General features: G+C 65.2%; 17 protein-coding genes. 13 read left to right on the top strand and 4 right to left on the bottom strand.

Annotation, left to right across the window (positions count from 1 at the left end; translation table 11 throughout):
- Nucleotides 1-3: 3 nt before the first annotated feature.
- From VNQ78_RS00085 to alr, 3 genes are read right to left on the bottom strand one after another with little or no spacing between them, the layout of a single operon-like run.
- Complete coding sequence (locus VNQ78_RS00085; protein WP_325685303.1) at nucleotides 4-741, bottom strand: ABC transporter ATP-binding protein; 738 nt, start codon at nucleotides 739-741, stop codon at nucleotides 4-6.
- Nucleotides 741-1499, bottom strand: a complete 759-nt coding sequence (locus VNQ78_RS00080; RefSeq protein WP_325685301.1) for an ABC transporter permease — start codon at nucleotides 1497-1499, stop codon at nucleotides 741-743. The genes VNQ78_RS00085 and VNQ78_RS00080 overlap by 1 nt, the downstream gene beginning before the upstream one ends.
- A complete protein-coding gene (alr, locus tag VNQ78_RS00075; protein WP_325685299.1) occupies nucleotides 1496-2515 on the bottom strand; it encodes an alanine racemase in 1020 nt (339 codons plus the stop codon). The genes VNQ78_RS00080 and alr overlap by 4 nt, the downstream gene beginning before the upstream one ends.
- 157 nt (nucleotides 2516-2672) lie before the next feature.
- On the opposite strand from alr, the gene VNQ78_RS00070 reads away from it, so the two are divergent.
- The 8 genes from VNQ78_RS00070 to VNQ78_RS00035 all read left to right on the top strand — a co-directional run bounded on the left by VNQ78_RS00070 (nucleotide 2673) and on the right by VNQ78_RS00035 (nucleotide 9234).
- On the top strand, nucleotides 2673-4205 hold the full coding sequence (locus VNQ78_RS00070) for an acyl-CoA carboxylase subunit beta (RefSeq protein WP_325685297.1): 1533 nt from the start codon (nucleotides 2673-2675) through the stop codon (nucleotides 4203-4205).
- 22 nt (nucleotides 4206-4227) lie between these two features.
- On the top strand, nucleotides 4228-4896 hold the full coding sequence (locus VNQ78_RS00065; RefSeq protein ID WP_325685295.1) for a DUF6497 family protein: 669 nt from the start codon (nucleotides 4228-4230) through the stop codon (nucleotides 4894-4896).
- A 184-nt stretch (nucleotides 4897-5080) separates the two neighbouring features.
- The gene (locus tag VNQ78_RS00060) at nucleotides 5081-5215 is read left to right on the top strand and encodes a hypothetical protein (RefSeq protein ID WP_311758234.1); all 135 of its coding nucleotides are present in this window, start codon (nucleotides 5081-5083) and stop codon (nucleotides 5213-5215) included.
- 93 nt (nucleotides 5216-5308) lie between these two features.
- The gene (locus VNQ78_RS00055) at nucleotides 5309-5716 is read left to right on the top strand and encodes a hypothetical protein (RefSeq protein WP_325685291.1); all 408 of its coding nucleotides are present in this window, start codon (nucleotides 5309-5311) and stop codon (nucleotides 5714-5716) included.
- Between the two features lie 130 nt (nucleotides 5717-5846).
- A complete protein-coding gene (locus tag VNQ78_RS00050) occupies nucleotides 5847-6089 on the top strand; it encodes a hypothetical protein (protein WP_325685289.1) in 243 nt (80 codons plus the stop codon).
- Nucleotides 6090-6155: 66 nt separating this feature from the next.
- Nucleotides 6156-6368 carry a hypothetical protein gene (locus VNQ78_RS00045; protein WP_325685287.1) on the top strand — a complete coding sequence of 71 codons (213 nt, stop codon included), beginning with the start codon at nucleotides 6156-6158 and terminating at the stop codon, nucleotides 6366-6368.
- A gap of 108 nt (nucleotides 6369-6476) precedes the next feature.
- Entirely contained in the window at nucleotides 6477-8474 is a 1998-nt protein-coding gene (locus tag VNQ78_RS00040) for an acetyl/propionyl/methylcrotonyl-CoA carboxylase subunit alpha (RefSeq protein WP_325685285.1), read from the top strand.
- A 1-nt stretch (nucleotide 8475) separates the two neighbouring features.
- On the top strand, nucleotides 8476-9234 hold the full coding sequence (locus VNQ78_RS00035; RefSeq protein ID WP_325685282.1) for a hypothetical protein: 759 nt from the start codon (nucleotides 8476-8478) through the stop codon (nucleotides 9232-9234).
- Nucleotides 9235-9511: 277 nt separating this feature from the next.
- Here VNQ78_RS00035 and VNQ78_RS00030 read toward each other — a convergent pair whose 3' ends face one another.
- Complete coding sequence (locus VNQ78_RS00030) at nucleotides 9512-10033, bottom strand: DUF4174 domain-containing protein (RefSeq protein WP_325685280.1); 522 nt, start codon at nucleotides 10031-10033, stop codon at nucleotides 9512-9514.
- A 57-nt stretch (nucleotides 10034-10090) separates the two neighbouring features.
- Between VNQ78_RS00030 and scpA the strand changes: the two genes are divergently transcribed.
- From scpA to VNQ78_RS00005, 5 genes are all read left to right on the top strand, one after another.
- The gene (scpA, locus tag VNQ78_RS00025) at nucleotides 10091-12235 is read left to right on the top strand and encodes a methylmalonyl-CoA mutase (RefSeq protein ID WP_325685278.1); all 2145 of its coding nucleotides are present in this window, start codon (nucleotides 10091-10093) and stop codon (nucleotides 12233-12235) included.
- A gap of 108 nt (nucleotides 12236-12343) precedes the next feature.
- Nucleotides 12344-12829: a GNAT family N-acetyltransferase gene (locus VNQ78_RS00020; RefSeq protein ID WP_325685276.1), complete on the top strand. Its 486-nt coding sequence runs from the start codon at nucleotides 12344-12346 to the stop codon at nucleotides 12827-12829.
- A 59-nt stretch (nucleotides 12830-12888) separates the two neighbouring features.
- Nucleotides 12889-13713 (top strand): glycosyl transferase, encoded by an 825-nt coding sequence (locus VNQ78_RS00015; protein ID WP_325685274.1) that lies wholly within the window; start codon nucleotides 12889-12891, stop codon nucleotides 13711-13713.
- Nucleotides 13701-14234, top strand: coding sequence for a hypothetical protein (locus tag VNQ78_RS00010; protein ID WP_325685272.1), 534 nt, complete (start codon nucleotides 13701-13703; stop codon nucleotides 14232-14234). The genes VNQ78_RS00015 and VNQ78_RS00010 overlap by 13 nt, the downstream gene beginning before the upstream one ends.
- 64 nt (nucleotides 14235-14298) lie before the next feature.
- Nucleotides 14299-15296 (top strand): homoserine dehydrogenase (locus VNQ78_RS00005; RefSeq protein ID WP_325685270.1); only part of this gene is annotated, 998 nt, incomplete at its 3' end.

Genomic DNA, 15296 nt, shown 5'->3' with positions numbered 1-15296 from the left:
CACTCACACCGCCGCCTGCGAGCCTTGTGGGCGGGCATGGCCTGCGATGAAATCCCTCAGATACGCGTCCTCGGCTGCGTCCATTGCCGCGACGGGGCCCTGCCAGCGGATCCGTCCCCGGTCCAGCAGCGCCACCCGGTCGCCGATACTGCGAACCGAGGTCATGTCATGCGTGATGGTGATGGCGCTCGCCCCGGTCTCGTCGACGATGCCGCGGATCAGCGTATTGATCGCCGCCGCGCGGATCGGGTCGAGGCCGGTCGTCGGCTCGTCAAAGAAGATCACCTTCGGATCGGCGGCGATGGCGCGGGCAAGGCCCACGCGCTTGCGCATTCCGCCCGACAGCGCCGCCGGGTAGAGGTCCGCGACCTCTGGCCCCAACCCAACCCGCGCCAGCTTGTCCAGCGCGATCGCGCGGGCACGGGCCTTCGGCATGTCGCGCAGCAGGCGAAAGGCCACATTGCGCCAGACCGGCAGGCTGTCGAACAACGCCGCGTTCTGGAAGAGCATTCCGAAGCCCTGCATGAAGGTGGCGCGCTGCGGGCCAAGCGGGCGGCCGCGCCACAGGATCTCTCCGGCCTCCGGCGTCTCCAGCCCGAGGATCGAGCGCAGCAAGACCGATTTTCCGGTGCCCGATCCGCCGATTACCACAAGGCTCTCGCCCTCGGTCAGCGTCAGGTCGATCCCGTCCAGAACCCGCTTGGGGCCAAAGCTCTTGGTCAGGCCGCGCACTTCGATCATCAGAAGAAAAGCCCCGTGAGGATGAAGTTCGCGGCCAAAATGCCGACCGACGCCGCGACGACGGCATTGGTGGTGGCGCGTCCGACGCCCGCCGCGCCATTCCCGGCATTCATCCCGAACCAGCACCCCGCCAGCGCGACGATGAAGCCGAAAAACCCGCCCTTGATCAGGCCCGAGACCACGTCCCACCCTTCGAGATAGGCCCAGCTGTTCGAGATATAGGTGGTCGAGTTGAAGCCGAGCGCGTTCACCCCGATCAGCCAGCCGCCAAGGATCCCGATGACGTCGCCCACCCCCACCAGCACCGGCAGGCACAGGATCGCGGCCCAGAGCCGGGGCGAGACGAGCCAGCCCACCGGATCGGTCGAGAGCGTGACCAGCGCGTCGATCTGTTCGGTCACGCGCATGGTGCCAAGCTCGGCTGCGATGGAGCTTGCGACCCGCGCCGCGACCATCAGCCCGCCCAGCACCGGCCCCAGCTCGCGGACCATGCCGATCGCGACGATCGCCGGAACCACGTCCGACGCCTGAAAGCGCGCGCCGCCCGAATGGATCTGCAAGGCCAGCGCCGCACCCGTGAACAAGGCGGTCAGCCCGACCACCGGCAGCGAAAGCCAGCCGATATGCAGCATTTGCCGCGCCAGTTCGGAAGGATGTGCGCCCACCCGCCACAGCCCTTGCGCGGCAAGGATCGTGACACGCCCGGTCGCGCGGACCAGGCCAAGCGTCGCCCTGCCGGTCAGGCGGACAGGGTTCACAGAATGGTCCGCGGGTATCGGCTCCCCAGCGAGGTCAGGATCTCATAGCCGATGGTGCCGGCCAGATCGGCGAGCGCATCGACACCCTGCCTCGCGTTCAGGATCTCCAGCTTTTTCGGGACATCCGGCAGGTCGGTCACGTCAACGGTGATCAGGTCCATCGAGATCCGGCCCACGACCGGGCAGGCATGTTCGCCCGCCCAAAGCCGCAACGCGCCCTGCCGCGCCAGTGCGCGCGCCAGACCGTCCGCATAGCCCGCCGCGACCGTGGCGATGCGCGAGGGGCGGCTCGCCGTCCATGAATAGCCATAGCCGACCGATTCGCCCGGCTGGACCTCGCGCGTCTGGATCACCGGAAGGGCCAGCGCGACCACCGGCTGCGCCTCGGCATAGGGAAGGCCGCCATAAAGGCCGATGCCGGGCCGCACGATGTCGAAATGATATTCCGCCCCCAGCAGGATGCCGCCCGTGGCAGAAAGCGAGCGCGGCGCCGCGATCCCGTCGGTCATGCTGCGGAAGGCGGCAAGCTGGGCGGCATTCGCAGGATGCTCCGGCTCGTCCGCGCAGGCCAGATGCGACATGATCAGACTGGGGCCTGCCGCCACCGCCTCGGACCGGATCGCCGCCCATTCGCCCGGCTCAAACCCCAGCCGGTTCATGCCGGTGTCGAGCTGGATGCCGAAGGCGCCTTTCGGGCGCAGGGCGCGGTCACGGAAGAATTGCTCGGGACTGTTCAGGCAGGGGATCAGGCCGGTCAGATCCTCGCCCGCCATATGGCCTGAAAGGACAAAGATCCGCGCGTCCTCTCCCAGCAGGGGACGCAAGGCCCGCCCCTCGGCCGCGAGCGCGACGAAGAAGTTCCGCGCCCCTGCCGCATAAAGCGCGGGCGCGATCCTCTCGGCCCCCAGCCCATAGGCATCCGCCTTGACGACCGCCCCGCATTCCGCACCGGGTGCGCGGGTGGCAAGGGATTTCCAATTGGCCTGAATGGCCGCGATATCGATGCTGAGTCCCATGGCCAGCGGCATGGCCGCTGCCCCGGCTTTCGTCAAGGGCTTTGCGAATTTGCAGTTTACAACCGCCAACCCACACTCACTTTGCAAATATTCGCAATTTTGCTTTCCGCCATCCGGCGCAGGACGTAACTTGCCGGAAAACGGGGGAGCGACCGCCATGAAAGACATTCTGAACGAGCTTGACGCCAGACGGCGCGATGCAAGGCTTGGCGGCGGTCAGAGGCGCATCGACGCCCAGCACGCCCGCGGCAAGCTGACCGCGCGGGAGCGGCTGGAGCTGCTGCTGGACGAGGGTTCGTTCGAAGAGTTCGACATGTTCGTCCGCCACCGCTCGACCGATTTCGGGATCGAGGCCGACCGCCCCTATGGCGACGGCGTCGTGACCGGCTGGGGCACGATCAACGGCCGCATGGTCTATGTCTTCTCGCAGGACTTCACCGTCTTCGGCGGCTCGCTTTCGGAAACCCATGCCCAGAAGATCTGCAAGATCATGGACATGGCGATGCAGAACGGCGCGCCTGTGATCGGGCTGAACGATTCGGGCGGCGCGCGCATCCAGGAAGGCGTGGCCAGCCTCGCCGGCTATGCGGATGTGTTCCAGCGCAACATCATGGCCTCGGGCGTGGTGCCGCAGATCAGCGTCATCATGGGCCCCTGCGCGGGCGGCGCGGTCTATTCGCCGGCGATGACCGATTTCATCTTCATGGTGAAGGACACGAGCTATATGTTCGTGACCGGCCCCGACGTGGTCAAGACGGTCACGAACGAGGTGGTCACGGCCGAACAGCTTGGCGGCGCCTCGACCCATACGAAGAAATCCTCGGTCGCGGATGGCGCATTCGAGAATGATGTCGAAGCAATGTCCGAGATCCGCCGGCTGGTCGATTTCCTGCCGCTGAACAATCGCGAGAAGGCGCCGACCCGGCCCTTCTTCGACGATCCCCACCGGATCGAGACCAGCCTCGACACGCTGATCCCCGACAACCCGAACCAGCCCTATGACATGAAGGAGCTGATCCTGAAGGTCGCGGACGAGGGGGATTTCTACGAGATCCAGAAGGATTTCGCCGGCAATATCATCACCGGCTTCATCCGGCTCGAAGGGCAGACCGTGGGCGTCGTTGCGAACCAGCCGATGGTGCTGGCGGGCTGCCTCGACATCGACAGCTCGCGCAAGGCGGCGCGTTTCGTGCGCTTCTGCGACGCGTTCGAGATCCCGATCCTGACCTTCGTGGACGTGCCGGGCTTCCTGCCGGGGACCGGGCAGGAATATGGCGGCGTCATCAAGCACGGCGCGAAACTGCTCTTCGCCTATGGCGAGGCGACGGTGCCCAAGGTCACGGTCATCACCCGCAAGGCCTATGGTGGGGCCTATGACGTCATGGCCTCGAAGCATCTGCGCGGCGATTTCAACTATGCTTGGCCCACGGCCGAGATCGCGGTGATGGGGGCCAAGGGCGCGGTCGAGATCCTTTACCGCAGCGAGCTGGGCGATGCCGAAAAGATCGCCGCCCGCACCAAGGATTACGAGGATCGCTTCGCCAATCCCTTCGTCGCCGCCGAAAAGGGTTTCATCGACGAGGTGATCCAGCCCCGGTCGACCCGGCGCCGCGTCGCCCGCGCCTTCGCCAGCCTGCGCGGAAAAAAGCTGAGCAATCCTTGGAAAAAGCACGATAATATCCCGCTGTAGAAACAGCGTCGGAGAAGGAAAGATGACACGTCCCGCAGTGGTATGCGCGAGCCTTGCCATTCTGGCCCTACCGGCCGCTGCCGAGGTCAAGGGCGTTCCTGGCCAGGCCATCAAGCTGCCCTCGGGGGCCGAGGCCTTCTGGCAGGAAACGCGGCATGACACTGCGGGGGGAACCGGCCTCACCTATCGTTTCCGCTTCGTCATGCCGGACCTCGCCTCGCGCGTCCCCTCGACCGAGGGGTCGGCGACCGAGCCGGAGCTGGAAGAGCGCGGCCCGATCGAAATCGACACCGAGACGGCCGAGGTCGCGGGCGCGGGCGCATCGTCTGACGAAGGGGAATATCTCGATGACGGCATGGTCGAGATCGAGGCGGTCAAGCCCGATGCAGGCACCGAACCCGCACCGGATATCGCCTCGGAGGAGGAGGCAGACAAGATGATCGAGGAGCCGATCCTTCCCACCGCGCCCGATGTCCTGGCCGAGGATCCGGTTCACGATGACGTGGTCTGGCTGTGTCAGAACTGGGTGCTGCCGCGTATCGCGAGCCCCGCCCCGCGTCCGACCCAGATCATCATCAGCATCGCCGACAAGGACACCCCTTTCGGCACCTATAATCCTGATGTGCTTCAGCTTTTCGAGGCGTTTCGCCTGCCCGCCGGGGAGGATGTCTGCGAATGGGAGCCGTGGTGATGAAGTTCCCGCCCCTTGATGCAACCCTGCCACAGCAGGCCCCCAGCGGCGCCGCAAGGGCCGGGGCCGCCTGTGCCTTCCCTGCATCACTCTATATGGTCGTGCCGCGGTTGCCCCGGGCAGCCGCCGAATCTCAACCGAGCAGTCGGGACATTTCAATCCCGCTCAACAGGAGCACGACATCATGTCGAAGAAACTCGCCCTCGCACTGGTTCTCGTCGGCCTCGCAGCAGCTTGCGCCAAGAAAGAGCCGGAAGTCATCACCCCCGCTCCGGTCACGACCGAGCCGGTCTTCCAAGGCAAATACGGCGCCAACTGAGCCGATCGCCAAGCGCGGGCTGCCTGGCGGCCCGCGTCTCGCGCGCCCGCCCCGGCGCCTGCTTGAATGCAGAGTTCAAGAACGGGGCATGTCATGCTGAAGCATCGCGGCTTTCCGGGCCGTCTTCCCGGAACAGATTTCCAATTCACCATCCGCCGCGCCAACAAGAAGGGCGCAACTCCGCTGGTCCGGCGCGAGCGTTTCCGCGACCGCAAGGCCGCCGACCGTCGCGCGGACGAAGGCTTCATGGCCGCGCTGATCCAGTGTTTCGGCGAGGAGACCTTTGTGCGCGGCAATCTCGACGCGGGCCGCCTCTCATGGCTGATCGGGCGTGAGGTCGTGCCGATCGGCAAGCTTGACCCGACCGATTACGAGCAGGAATTGCGCGTCGACATGAAGCGCGCCGAAGCCAGCTTTCCCGCCCTTTTCGCCGAGCAGCCCACCGAGTTCGACTGGGACGAGATCGACTGGGGCGACGACGAGGATTGGGACGACGAGTGATGAGCGGATTGCCGCGTAGCTTAGTTTTTTCACATGCTTGTCAGTTTCTAAGGGCAAGCCCCTGTGCAATATTGCCTGCACCTCATTCACGACAGGTCTGCACACAGACCGACAATACAGGCAAAACGCTATGCAAAAATCCGTCATCCTCCGCCTTTCGGGTGCTGCCCTTCTCATTGCTGGTCTCGCAGCCTGCGAACCCAGCCCCTATGGCGGGTCGACCATGTCGCCGGACGCGCAGCGCGCTGCCGGTGGCGCTCTGGCCGGCGCGGCGGTCGCCAAGATCCTTGACGAAAACGTCGCCACGGGTGCCCTCATCGGCGCTGCCGGTGGCGCGCTTTGCGACGACGCCGGCGTCTGCCAGCGCCGCTAACAATCACGAACAACAGGCTCGTCGCGGCAGGGATGCTTCCCCCGCGACTCCTTTGGAGAAGAAACAATGTCGAAGAAACTCGCTGTCGTTTTCGGATGTGGCCTTCTGGCGCTTGCCGGCTGCACCCAGGGCATCAACCCGACCGATGCCGACCGTGCCATCATCGGCGCTGGCGTCGGGGCGACCGCTGCTCATGTCGGCGGCCATAACGCCATCAAGGGCGCGGCGATCGGCGCTGCCGCAGGCGCGCTTTGCGACGACGTTCGTCTCTGCCAATAAGCTGACGGCCGCGCCCCGGCGCGATCCATCGCTACAGTTCGACAGCCGTCCCGGTCTTGCGCCGGGGCGGCTTTTTTACGTCCGGCCATAGGCCGAGGGGGGACATGCATGTTCAAGAAGATCCTGATCGCCAACCGTGGCGAGATCGCCTGCCGCGTCATCAAGACGGCCCGCAAGATGGGCATCAAGACCGTCGCGGTCTATTCCGACGCCGACCGCAATGCGCTGCATGTCAAGATGGCCGATGAGGCGATCCATATCGGCCCCTCTCCCGCCAACCAGTCCTATATCGTGATCGACAAGATCATGGACGCCGTCCGCCAAAGCGGCGCCGAGGCCGTCCATCCCGGCTACGGCTTCCTGTCCGAGAACATGAAATTCGCCCAGGCCCTCGAGGCCGAGGGCGTGGCTTTCATCGGCCCTCCCTCGCCCGCGATCGAGGCGATGGGCGACAAGATCACCTCGAAGAAGATCGCGCAGGAGGCGGGCGTCAGCACGGTTCCCGGCTATATGGGCCTGATCGCCGATGCCGAGGAGGCCGTCAGGATCGCGGGCCAGATCGGATATCCGGTGATGATCAAGGCCAGCGCCGGCGGCGGCGGCAAGGGCATGCGGATCGCCTGGAACGATCAGGAGGCGCGCGAGGGCTTCCAGTCCTCGAAGAACGAGGCCGCGGCGAGCTTTGGCGACGACCGGATCTTCATCGAGAAATTCGTGACCCAGCCGCGCCATATCGAGATTCAGGTTCTGGCCGACAAGCACGGCAATTGCGTCTATCTGCATGAGCGGGAATGCTCGATCCAGCGCCGCAACCAGAAGGTGATCGAGGAAGCGCCCTCGCCCTTCCTCGACGAGGCGACGCGCAAGGCCATGGGCGAGCAGGCCTGCGCGCTGGCGCGTGCCGTCGGCTATGCCAGCGCCGGCACGGTCGAGTTCATCGTCGATGCCGAGCGGAACTTCTATTTCCTCGAGATGAATACCCGGCTTCAGGTCGAGCATCCGGTGACGGAACTGATCACCGGGATTGATCTGGTCGAGCAGATGATCCGCGTTGCCAATGACGAGCCGCTGCCCTTTGCGCAGGACGACCTCAGGATCAACGGCTGGGCCATCGAAAGCCGGCTTTACGCCGAGGATCCCTATCGCAATTTCCTACCCTCGATCGGGCGGCTGACCCGCTATCGCCCGCCAGCGGAAACCGCGGACAAAAAGCATGTGGTCAGGAACGATACCGGCGTCTTCGAGGGCGGCGAGATCAGCATGTATTACGACCCGATGATCGCCAAGCTCTGCACCTGGGCGCCGACGCGCGGCGAGGCGATCGAGCAGATGCGCCTCGCGCTCGATGAGTTCGAGGTCGAGGGCATCGGCCATAACCTGCCCTTCCTCTCGGCCGTGATGGACCATCCGAAATTCGTCTCGGGCGACATCTCGACCGCCTTCATCGCCGAGGAATATCCCGAGGGCTTCATCGGCGCGACCCTGCCCGAGGAGGAGCTGGTCCGCATCGCCGCTTCGGCCGCCGCCATGCATCGCGTGGCCGAGATCCGGCGCGCCCGCATCTCGGGTCGGCTCGACAATCACGAGCGTCATGTCGGCGAGCATTGGGTCGTGACCCTTGCCGGGCGCGAGTTCCCGGTCCGCATCACCGCCGACCGGCAGGGCTCCACGGTCGAGACCGGCGGACACAAGCTCCGAGTCGAGAGCGAATGGCTGCCCGGTCAGTCGCTGGCCCGGATCGCGGTGGACGGCTCGCCCCTCGTCCTCAAGGTTGACCGCCTGCCCTCGGGCTTCCGCCTGCGGGTGCGGGGTGCGGATCTGAAATGCCATGTCCGCCGCCCCCGCGCCGCCGAACTGGCCCGGCTGATGCCCGAAAAGCTGCCGCCCGACACCTCGAAATTCCTGCTCTGCCCGATGCCGGGTCTGGTCGTGCGGGTCAATGTCGTGCCCGGAGACGAGGTGCAGGAGGGTCAGGCGCTGGCCACGGTCGAGGCGATGAAGATGGAAAACATCCTGCGCGCCGAGAAGAAGGCCGTGGTGAAATCCGTCAACGCCGCCGCCGGCGAAAGCCTGAAGGTCGACGACGTCATCCTGGAGTTCGAATAGGATGCCGCCCGCCCATTTCGTGACAAGCGATTGGGTCGGGATCGGTCTGGGCCTTCTGGTCCTGACGCTTGCGGTGGTCCTTGCGCGCATCCTGCCGCCGCTGCGCGTGCTGGTTGCGCCATTCTATGACGCCACGCGCATCTATTTCAGGCTTCTTGCCATTTCGCTGCCGATGCTGGTCATCGGCGGCCTTCTCATCGCCTGGCTTCTGGGTCAGCAGGTCAGCAGCGAGATCCTGCGGACCATGATCCCGGCCATCGTCGTGGTGCTGGGCTGGTTCGTCACCTTCATCTTTCAGGAGGACCGCCGCATCACCGAGCGGCGCGAGGATCAGCGTGACCTGCAGATCGCGCTTCATGCCGAGATCCAGACCTATGTGGACACGTTCGAGGCCTATGACATCGAGGAGCTGCGTCAGTCGCTCGACCGCGATGTCGTTGAGCAGGGCGAGGCCTTCAGCCCCTTCATCACCGTGGAACGCGAGCCGATCATCTTCCTGAAACTCTCGGGCGAGTTGCATCGGCTGCCGGCGCATCAGGTCAATATCGCCGTGGTTTTCTATACGCGGTTGCAGGATATGCGCGGCTTTGCGCAAGAGTTGAACAGCACCCAGTTCATCGCCCTGCCGATCGCGCGGCGAAAGCTGGCCTATTCGGATTACTACGCGGTGCGCGAATATGTCGCGCAATCGGCCCGGATCGCATTGCAGGAATTTGCCGCCCCGAAGGCAGGCCCGCGGCCAGACGAGGCATCGCGATGATCCCCGTCTACAGGTTTTCTCTCAATAAGTCGGGCGTGGGCCCGAATGCCCCGGAATTTTCATCGGATCATTCGACACTTCGATTCCCCAGTCCAGATTGGCCACCTCGCCAGAATGATCGAAAAATTCGGGACGATCAATCCGGTCGCGAGGCAGCACACGCGCCTCGCCCGAGGATCGCTGCCGTTCGGGGGCCAGGACAAATGGCGTTCCGTCCATATCAATCCTCCTGCCTTTGCCAGCCCAATATGGGAAATCGGGCCGTTCTTGGCAAGGCTCAGGGCATTGCGGCGCGGCCGATTTCCTGCAAACGCAGCGGAAACTTGTCGATCGCCCGCGATATCTCGCGCACCGACCAGGGCACGGGCTTGCGCTGTTTCACCTGCCCGTCCTTGTCCAGCAGCACCAGCGAGAAACCCTCGGGGCGCAATTGCCGCCGCCAGATGCTGGCCCCGGCCGGATCGGTATCGGTGATCACCACCACATCGCGCAGGTTCAGCGCGATGGGATCACGCTTCAACGCCGCGAGCTGTTCGATGAAGGCCGGATCGGCGGCGGTATCGGCAAAGACCACCACGGGCCGCGCCTGCCACAGAAATTCGGTCGGCTCGACCTCTGCCGCTTCCAGAATGCGCAATTCGTCCGAGGCGCGCCGGTCGCGCGCGCCCGTGTCGTCGCGCGCTGCCGGCACCTCGCCGCGCACATATGGCTGGTGGCGCTCGCCATCGGCATTCGGGCGTGGACCCATCGCCGCCACCAGCGGCACCACCATCAGAAAAATCAACCGTTTGAGTTTCATCGCGCCCCCGTCTCCTCTTTCATATAAGAGCCGGCGCGCCATGGGAAAGGATCGAAAATGACCGAAGCCACCAAAGACGCCCTTGCAACGTGGCGAAATCTTGCCAGCAAGGAGTTGAAGGGCGCCGATCCCGACAGCCTGACCTGGGACACGCTGGAAGGGATCGCGGTCAAGCCGCTTTATACCGAGGACGACGTGAAGGGCCTGCCGCATATGGGCAGCCTGCCGGGCATCGCCCCCTTCACCCGCGGCCCGCGCGCGACCATGTATGCCGGCCGGCCCTGGACCATCCGGCAATATGCGGGTTTCTCGACCGCCGAGGAATCGAACGCCTTCTATCGCAAGGCGCTGGCCGCCGGGCAGCAGGGCGTCTCGGTCGCCTTCGATCTGGCGACCCATCGCGGCTATGACAGCGACCACCCTCGGGTCGAGGGCGATGTGGGCAAGGCGGGCGTCGCCATCGACAGCGTCGAGGACATGAAGATCCTGTTCGACGGCATCCCGCTCGACAAGGTTTCCGTGTCGATGACCATGAACGGCGCGGTCATCCCGATTCTTGCGAACTTCATCGTGACCGGAGAGGAACAGGGCCATGACCGCAGCCTGCTGTCCGGCACGATCCAGAACGACATCCTGAAAGAGTTCATGGTGCGGAACACCTATATCTATCCGCCCGAACCCTCGATGCGCATCATCGCCGACATCATCGAGTATACCTCGAACGAGATGCCCAAGTTCAACTCGATCTCGATTTCCGGCTATCACATGCAGGAAGCGGGCGCGAACCTTGTGCAGGAGCTGGCCTATACGCTTGCCGACGGGCGCGAATATGTCCGCGCCGCGCTGAGCGCCGGGATGGATGTCGACCAGTTCGCCGGGCGTCTCAGCTTCTTTTTCGCGATCGGGATGAATTTCTTCATGGAGGCCGCGAAGCTGCGCGCCGCGCGCCTCCTTTGGACGCGGATCATGAAGGAATTCGATCCGAAGAAGCCCGGCAGCCTGATGCTGCGCACGCATTGCCAGACCTCGGGCGTCAGCCTGCAGGAACAGGACCCCTATAACAACGTGGTGCGTACCGCCTATGAGGCGATGGCGGCGGCGCTGGGGGGGACGCAGTCCCTGCACACCAATGCGCTTGATGAGGCGATTGCCCTGCCGACCGAGTTCAGCGCCCGGATCGCCCGCAATACCCAGCTGATCCTGCAGGAGGAGACCGGCATCACCCATGTCGTCGATCCGCTGGCAGGCAGCTATTACGTCGAGAGCCTGACCGCCGAGCTGGCCGAAAAGGCATGGGCGCTGATCGAGGAGGTCGAGGCGATGGGCGGCATGACCAAGGCCGTGGCCTCGGGCATGCCGAAGCTCAGGATCGAGGAGACCGCCGCACGCCGTCAGGCCATGATCGACCGCGGCGAGGAGGTCATCGTCGGCGTGAACAAATATCGCCTGGCCGAGCAGGACCCGATCGACATTCTGGATATCGACAACGTCAAGGTCCGCGACGCGCAGATCGCCCGGCTTTCCGCCATCCGCGCCAGCCGCGACGAGGCGGCCTGCGAGGCGGCGCTGGACGAGCTTTCGCGCCGGGCGCGCGAGGGTGGCAATCTTCTGGAGGCAGCGGTCGAGGCCGCGCGCGCCCGTGCATCGGTGGGAGAGATCAGCATGGCGATGGAGAAGGAATTCGGCCGTCATCGCGCCGAGGTGAAGACCCTGGCGGGCGTCTATGGCGCGGCCTATGAGGGCGACGACGACTTCGCGCAGATCCAGCGCGATGTCGAGAAATTCGCCGAGGACGAGGGCCGCCGCCCCCGAATGCTGGTCGTCAAGATGGGCCAGGACGGGCATGACCGGGGCGCCAAGGTGATCGCCACCGCCTTCGCCGATATCGGCTTTGACGTCGATGTCGGGCCGCTGTTCCAGACCCCCGAAGAGGCCGCGCAGGACGCCATCGACAATGACGTCCATGTCGTGGGCATCTCGAGCCTTGCGGCCGGGCACAAGACGCTGGCCCCGAAGCTGATCGCCGCCCTGAAGGAACAGGGCGCGGGCGAGATCCTCGTCATTTGCGGCGGCGTCATTCCGCAGCAGGATTACGACTATCTGAAGAAGGCGGGGGTCAGCGCGATCTTTGGGCCGGGGACGAACATCCCCTCGGCCGCGCGCGACATCATGGCGCTGATCCGGGCGGCGCGGCAGGCGTGAGGCGGCCATCTTGCCCCTTGCGGCAGCCGTCGCAGGGGGTATTTGGGAAACGGTGAAATCGCCTGCCTCGCGCCGATCCGCGCGATGCGGCCTGCCCGAGGCATGAACATGATCCGACCTGCGATGCCCGAGGATTTTCCCGCGATCCTCGCCTTCTGGAACCCGATGATCCGGGAAACCACCGTCACCTTTTCCTCGGAGGAGAAGACGGTTCCGGGTCTTGAGCGGATGATCGGGGCGCGCCGCGCGGCGGGGCGTGAGTTTCTGGTGGCCGAGGCGGATGGCGCGGTACTGGGGCTTGCGACCTATGACCAGTTCCGCGGCGGCAATGGTTATCTTCACGCGATGGAGCATACGATCATCCTTGCTGCCGGGGCGCGGGGACGCGGGACCGGCCGCGCGCTGATGGCCGCGATCGAGGATCATGCCCGGGCGGGCGGCGCCCATACGATGGTCGCGGCTGTTTCGGGCGAAAACGAGGCGGGCATCGCCTTTCACCGCGCCCTCGGCTATGAGCTGGTCGGGAGGATGCCGCAATCGGGGCGCAAGTTCGGCCGCTGGCTCGACCTCGTGCTGCTGCAGAAGATCCTCTGAGCCCTGCTTGCCAGCCTCCGGGGGCTGTGAAAGACTCCGGGCGAAAAGACGAGGACGGCATGAACGACGGTCGCAACGGCACAGTCAAGCAGATCATCTGCATCAAATGGGGCACGAAATTCGGCCCGGAATATGTGAACCGCTTGCACGGGATGATCGCGCGCAACATCACTCCGCCCTTCCGGCTTTACTGCTTTACCGATGACGGGACGGGCCTGCATCCCGACATTGCCATCCGCCCGCTGCCAGAATTCGAATATACCGCGCCGGTGAACACCCGCGGCAAATGGCCGAAATCGCGGCTCTGGGGCGATCTGGGCGACGTGACCGGGGTGGTGCTGTTCCTCGACCTCGATGTAATCGTCACTGACAGCCTTGATGACTTCTTCAGCTTCGGTGATCCCGACGATACCGTGCTGGGCCTGAACCCGAACACGCCGCTCGAGAAACTGGGCCAGACCTCGGTCTATCGGATGCGGGTCGGCAAGCTGAAGCCTTTGCAGGACATCTTCCGCGCCGATCCCCAAGGGGCAGCCGACAAGTATCGCTATGAGCAGCGCTTCGTCACCCGCAATGCGCCGGGCGGGGTCAAGTTCTGGCCGCGGCGCTGGCTCGCGCATTTTCGGATGCAATGCGTGCCGATCTTTCCACTGAACTATCTGCGCGAGGCGCGGATCCCGAAGGGCACCAAGATCGTGATCTTTCCGGGGAACCTCAATCCTCCCGACGCGATCGAGGGGCGCTGGGACCACAAGAGCCCGCCGCTTGCGCCGTTGGACCATCTGCGGGCGACCTTTGACGGCCGCCGGCGCGAGAGTCTGTCGAAGCACCTGCGCCATTACCTGCGCCCGGTCGGCTGGGTCGAGAAGCTGTGGCGCGAATAGGCGCTCCGCCCGAGACGCATTACACCCTGCCCGCCGAATTCGCGGCGGCGCTTGGCCAATGCGTGGCGAATTTCGGCTGGCTGGAGGAGATCATCAAGCGCACCATCTATGCCCTCGACAAGGCGCGGCTGGCCGATGACCTGAGCGAGCGCGAGCTGCATTCCTGGCTGGCGCGGATGAGCAGCCTGGCCGACGATTCGATGGGGACGCTGATCGACCAGCTTGATTCCGCGATGCGCCGCTATCCGGGGCTGGGCGACCGCGCCCGCATCACCGACCGGCTGAACGACATGAAACGGCAGCGGAACCTGCTCTGCCATGCCTCATGGCGGCCGACCGAGGATCCGAAGGCCTGGCTTCCCGCCTTCATCAACACGAAGGGCGAGGTCTTCGACCATCCGCTGATGCTGGCCGATCTTGACCAGATCGGCCGCGACACGGTCGAGCTTGGGGCGCTTGTCCTTGGCGTGATGCGCGCGACCGGGATAGAGGGCCGCTGGGCGGGCGACGGCGAAACCTGACCGCCGCGTTGCAACAGCCCGCGCCATCCGCTAACACCGGCTCACCCTTAAAAAAGAGCTTCCCATGTCCGCCCAGAACTCGGGGCAAACCGCCTCTCCGCTTCGTCTCGGCATTGCAGGTCTTGGGACGGTCGGCACCGGCACCGTCAAGATCATCCAGAAGCATGCCGCCCTGCTCTCGGCCCGCGCCGGCCGCCCGATCGAGATCACTGCGGTCAGCGCGCGCAGCCGGGCCAAGAACCGCGACATCGACCTTTCCCCCTATCGCTGGGAGAAGGATCCGCTGGCCCTTGCCACCAGCGACGAGATCGACGTCTTTGTCGAGCTGATCGGCGGCGACGAGGGTGTCGCGCGCGAGGCCGTCACCGCGGCGCTGAAGGCGGGCAAGGATGTGGTCACCGCCAACAAGGCGCTGCTGGCCGTTCACGGGCAGGAGCTGGCGGAACTGGCCGAGGCGAATGGCCGCGTCCTGCGCTTCGAGGCGGCCGTGGCGGGCGGCATCCCGGTGATCAAGGCGATGACCGAATCGCTGGCCGGGAACGAGATCCGCCGCGTGATGGGCGTGATGAACGGCACCTGCAACTACATCCTGACCCGGATGGAGAATGCCGGCCTGCCCTATGACACCGTGTTCGAGGAAGCCCGCCAGCTTGGCTATCTGGAGGCCGACCCAACGCTGGACGTGGGCGGGATCGACGCGAGCCACAAGCTCGCGATCCTTGCCGCCATCGCCTTCGGCACCCGCCCGAGCTTTGCTTCGGTCGAGATCGAGGGGATCGAGCGGATCAGCATCGACGACATCCGCCGCGCCGCCGACATGGGTTACCGCATCAAGCTGCTGGGGGTCGCGCAGATGACCGGGCGCGGGCTGGAGCAGCGCATGTCGCCCTGCCTCGTCCCGGCCGACAGCCCGCTGGGCCAGCTTCAGGGCGGCACCAACATGGTGGTGATCGAGGGCGATTCCGTCGGCCAGATCGTCCTGAGGGGCGCGGGTGCCGGCGAGGGGCCGACCGCCAGCGCCGTGATGTCCGACATCGTCGAGATCGCGCGCGGCGTCAGGAT

The sequence above is a fragment of the Paracoccus sp. (in: a-proteobacteria) genome (assembly GCF_035556475.1).
Classification (GTDB): Bacteria; Pseudomonadota; Alphaproteobacteria; order Rhodobacterales; family Rhodobacteraceae; genus Paracoccus.
Note: the sequence above shows the minus strand (reverse complement) of the source record. Positions and strands in the feature narration are given on the sequence as shown.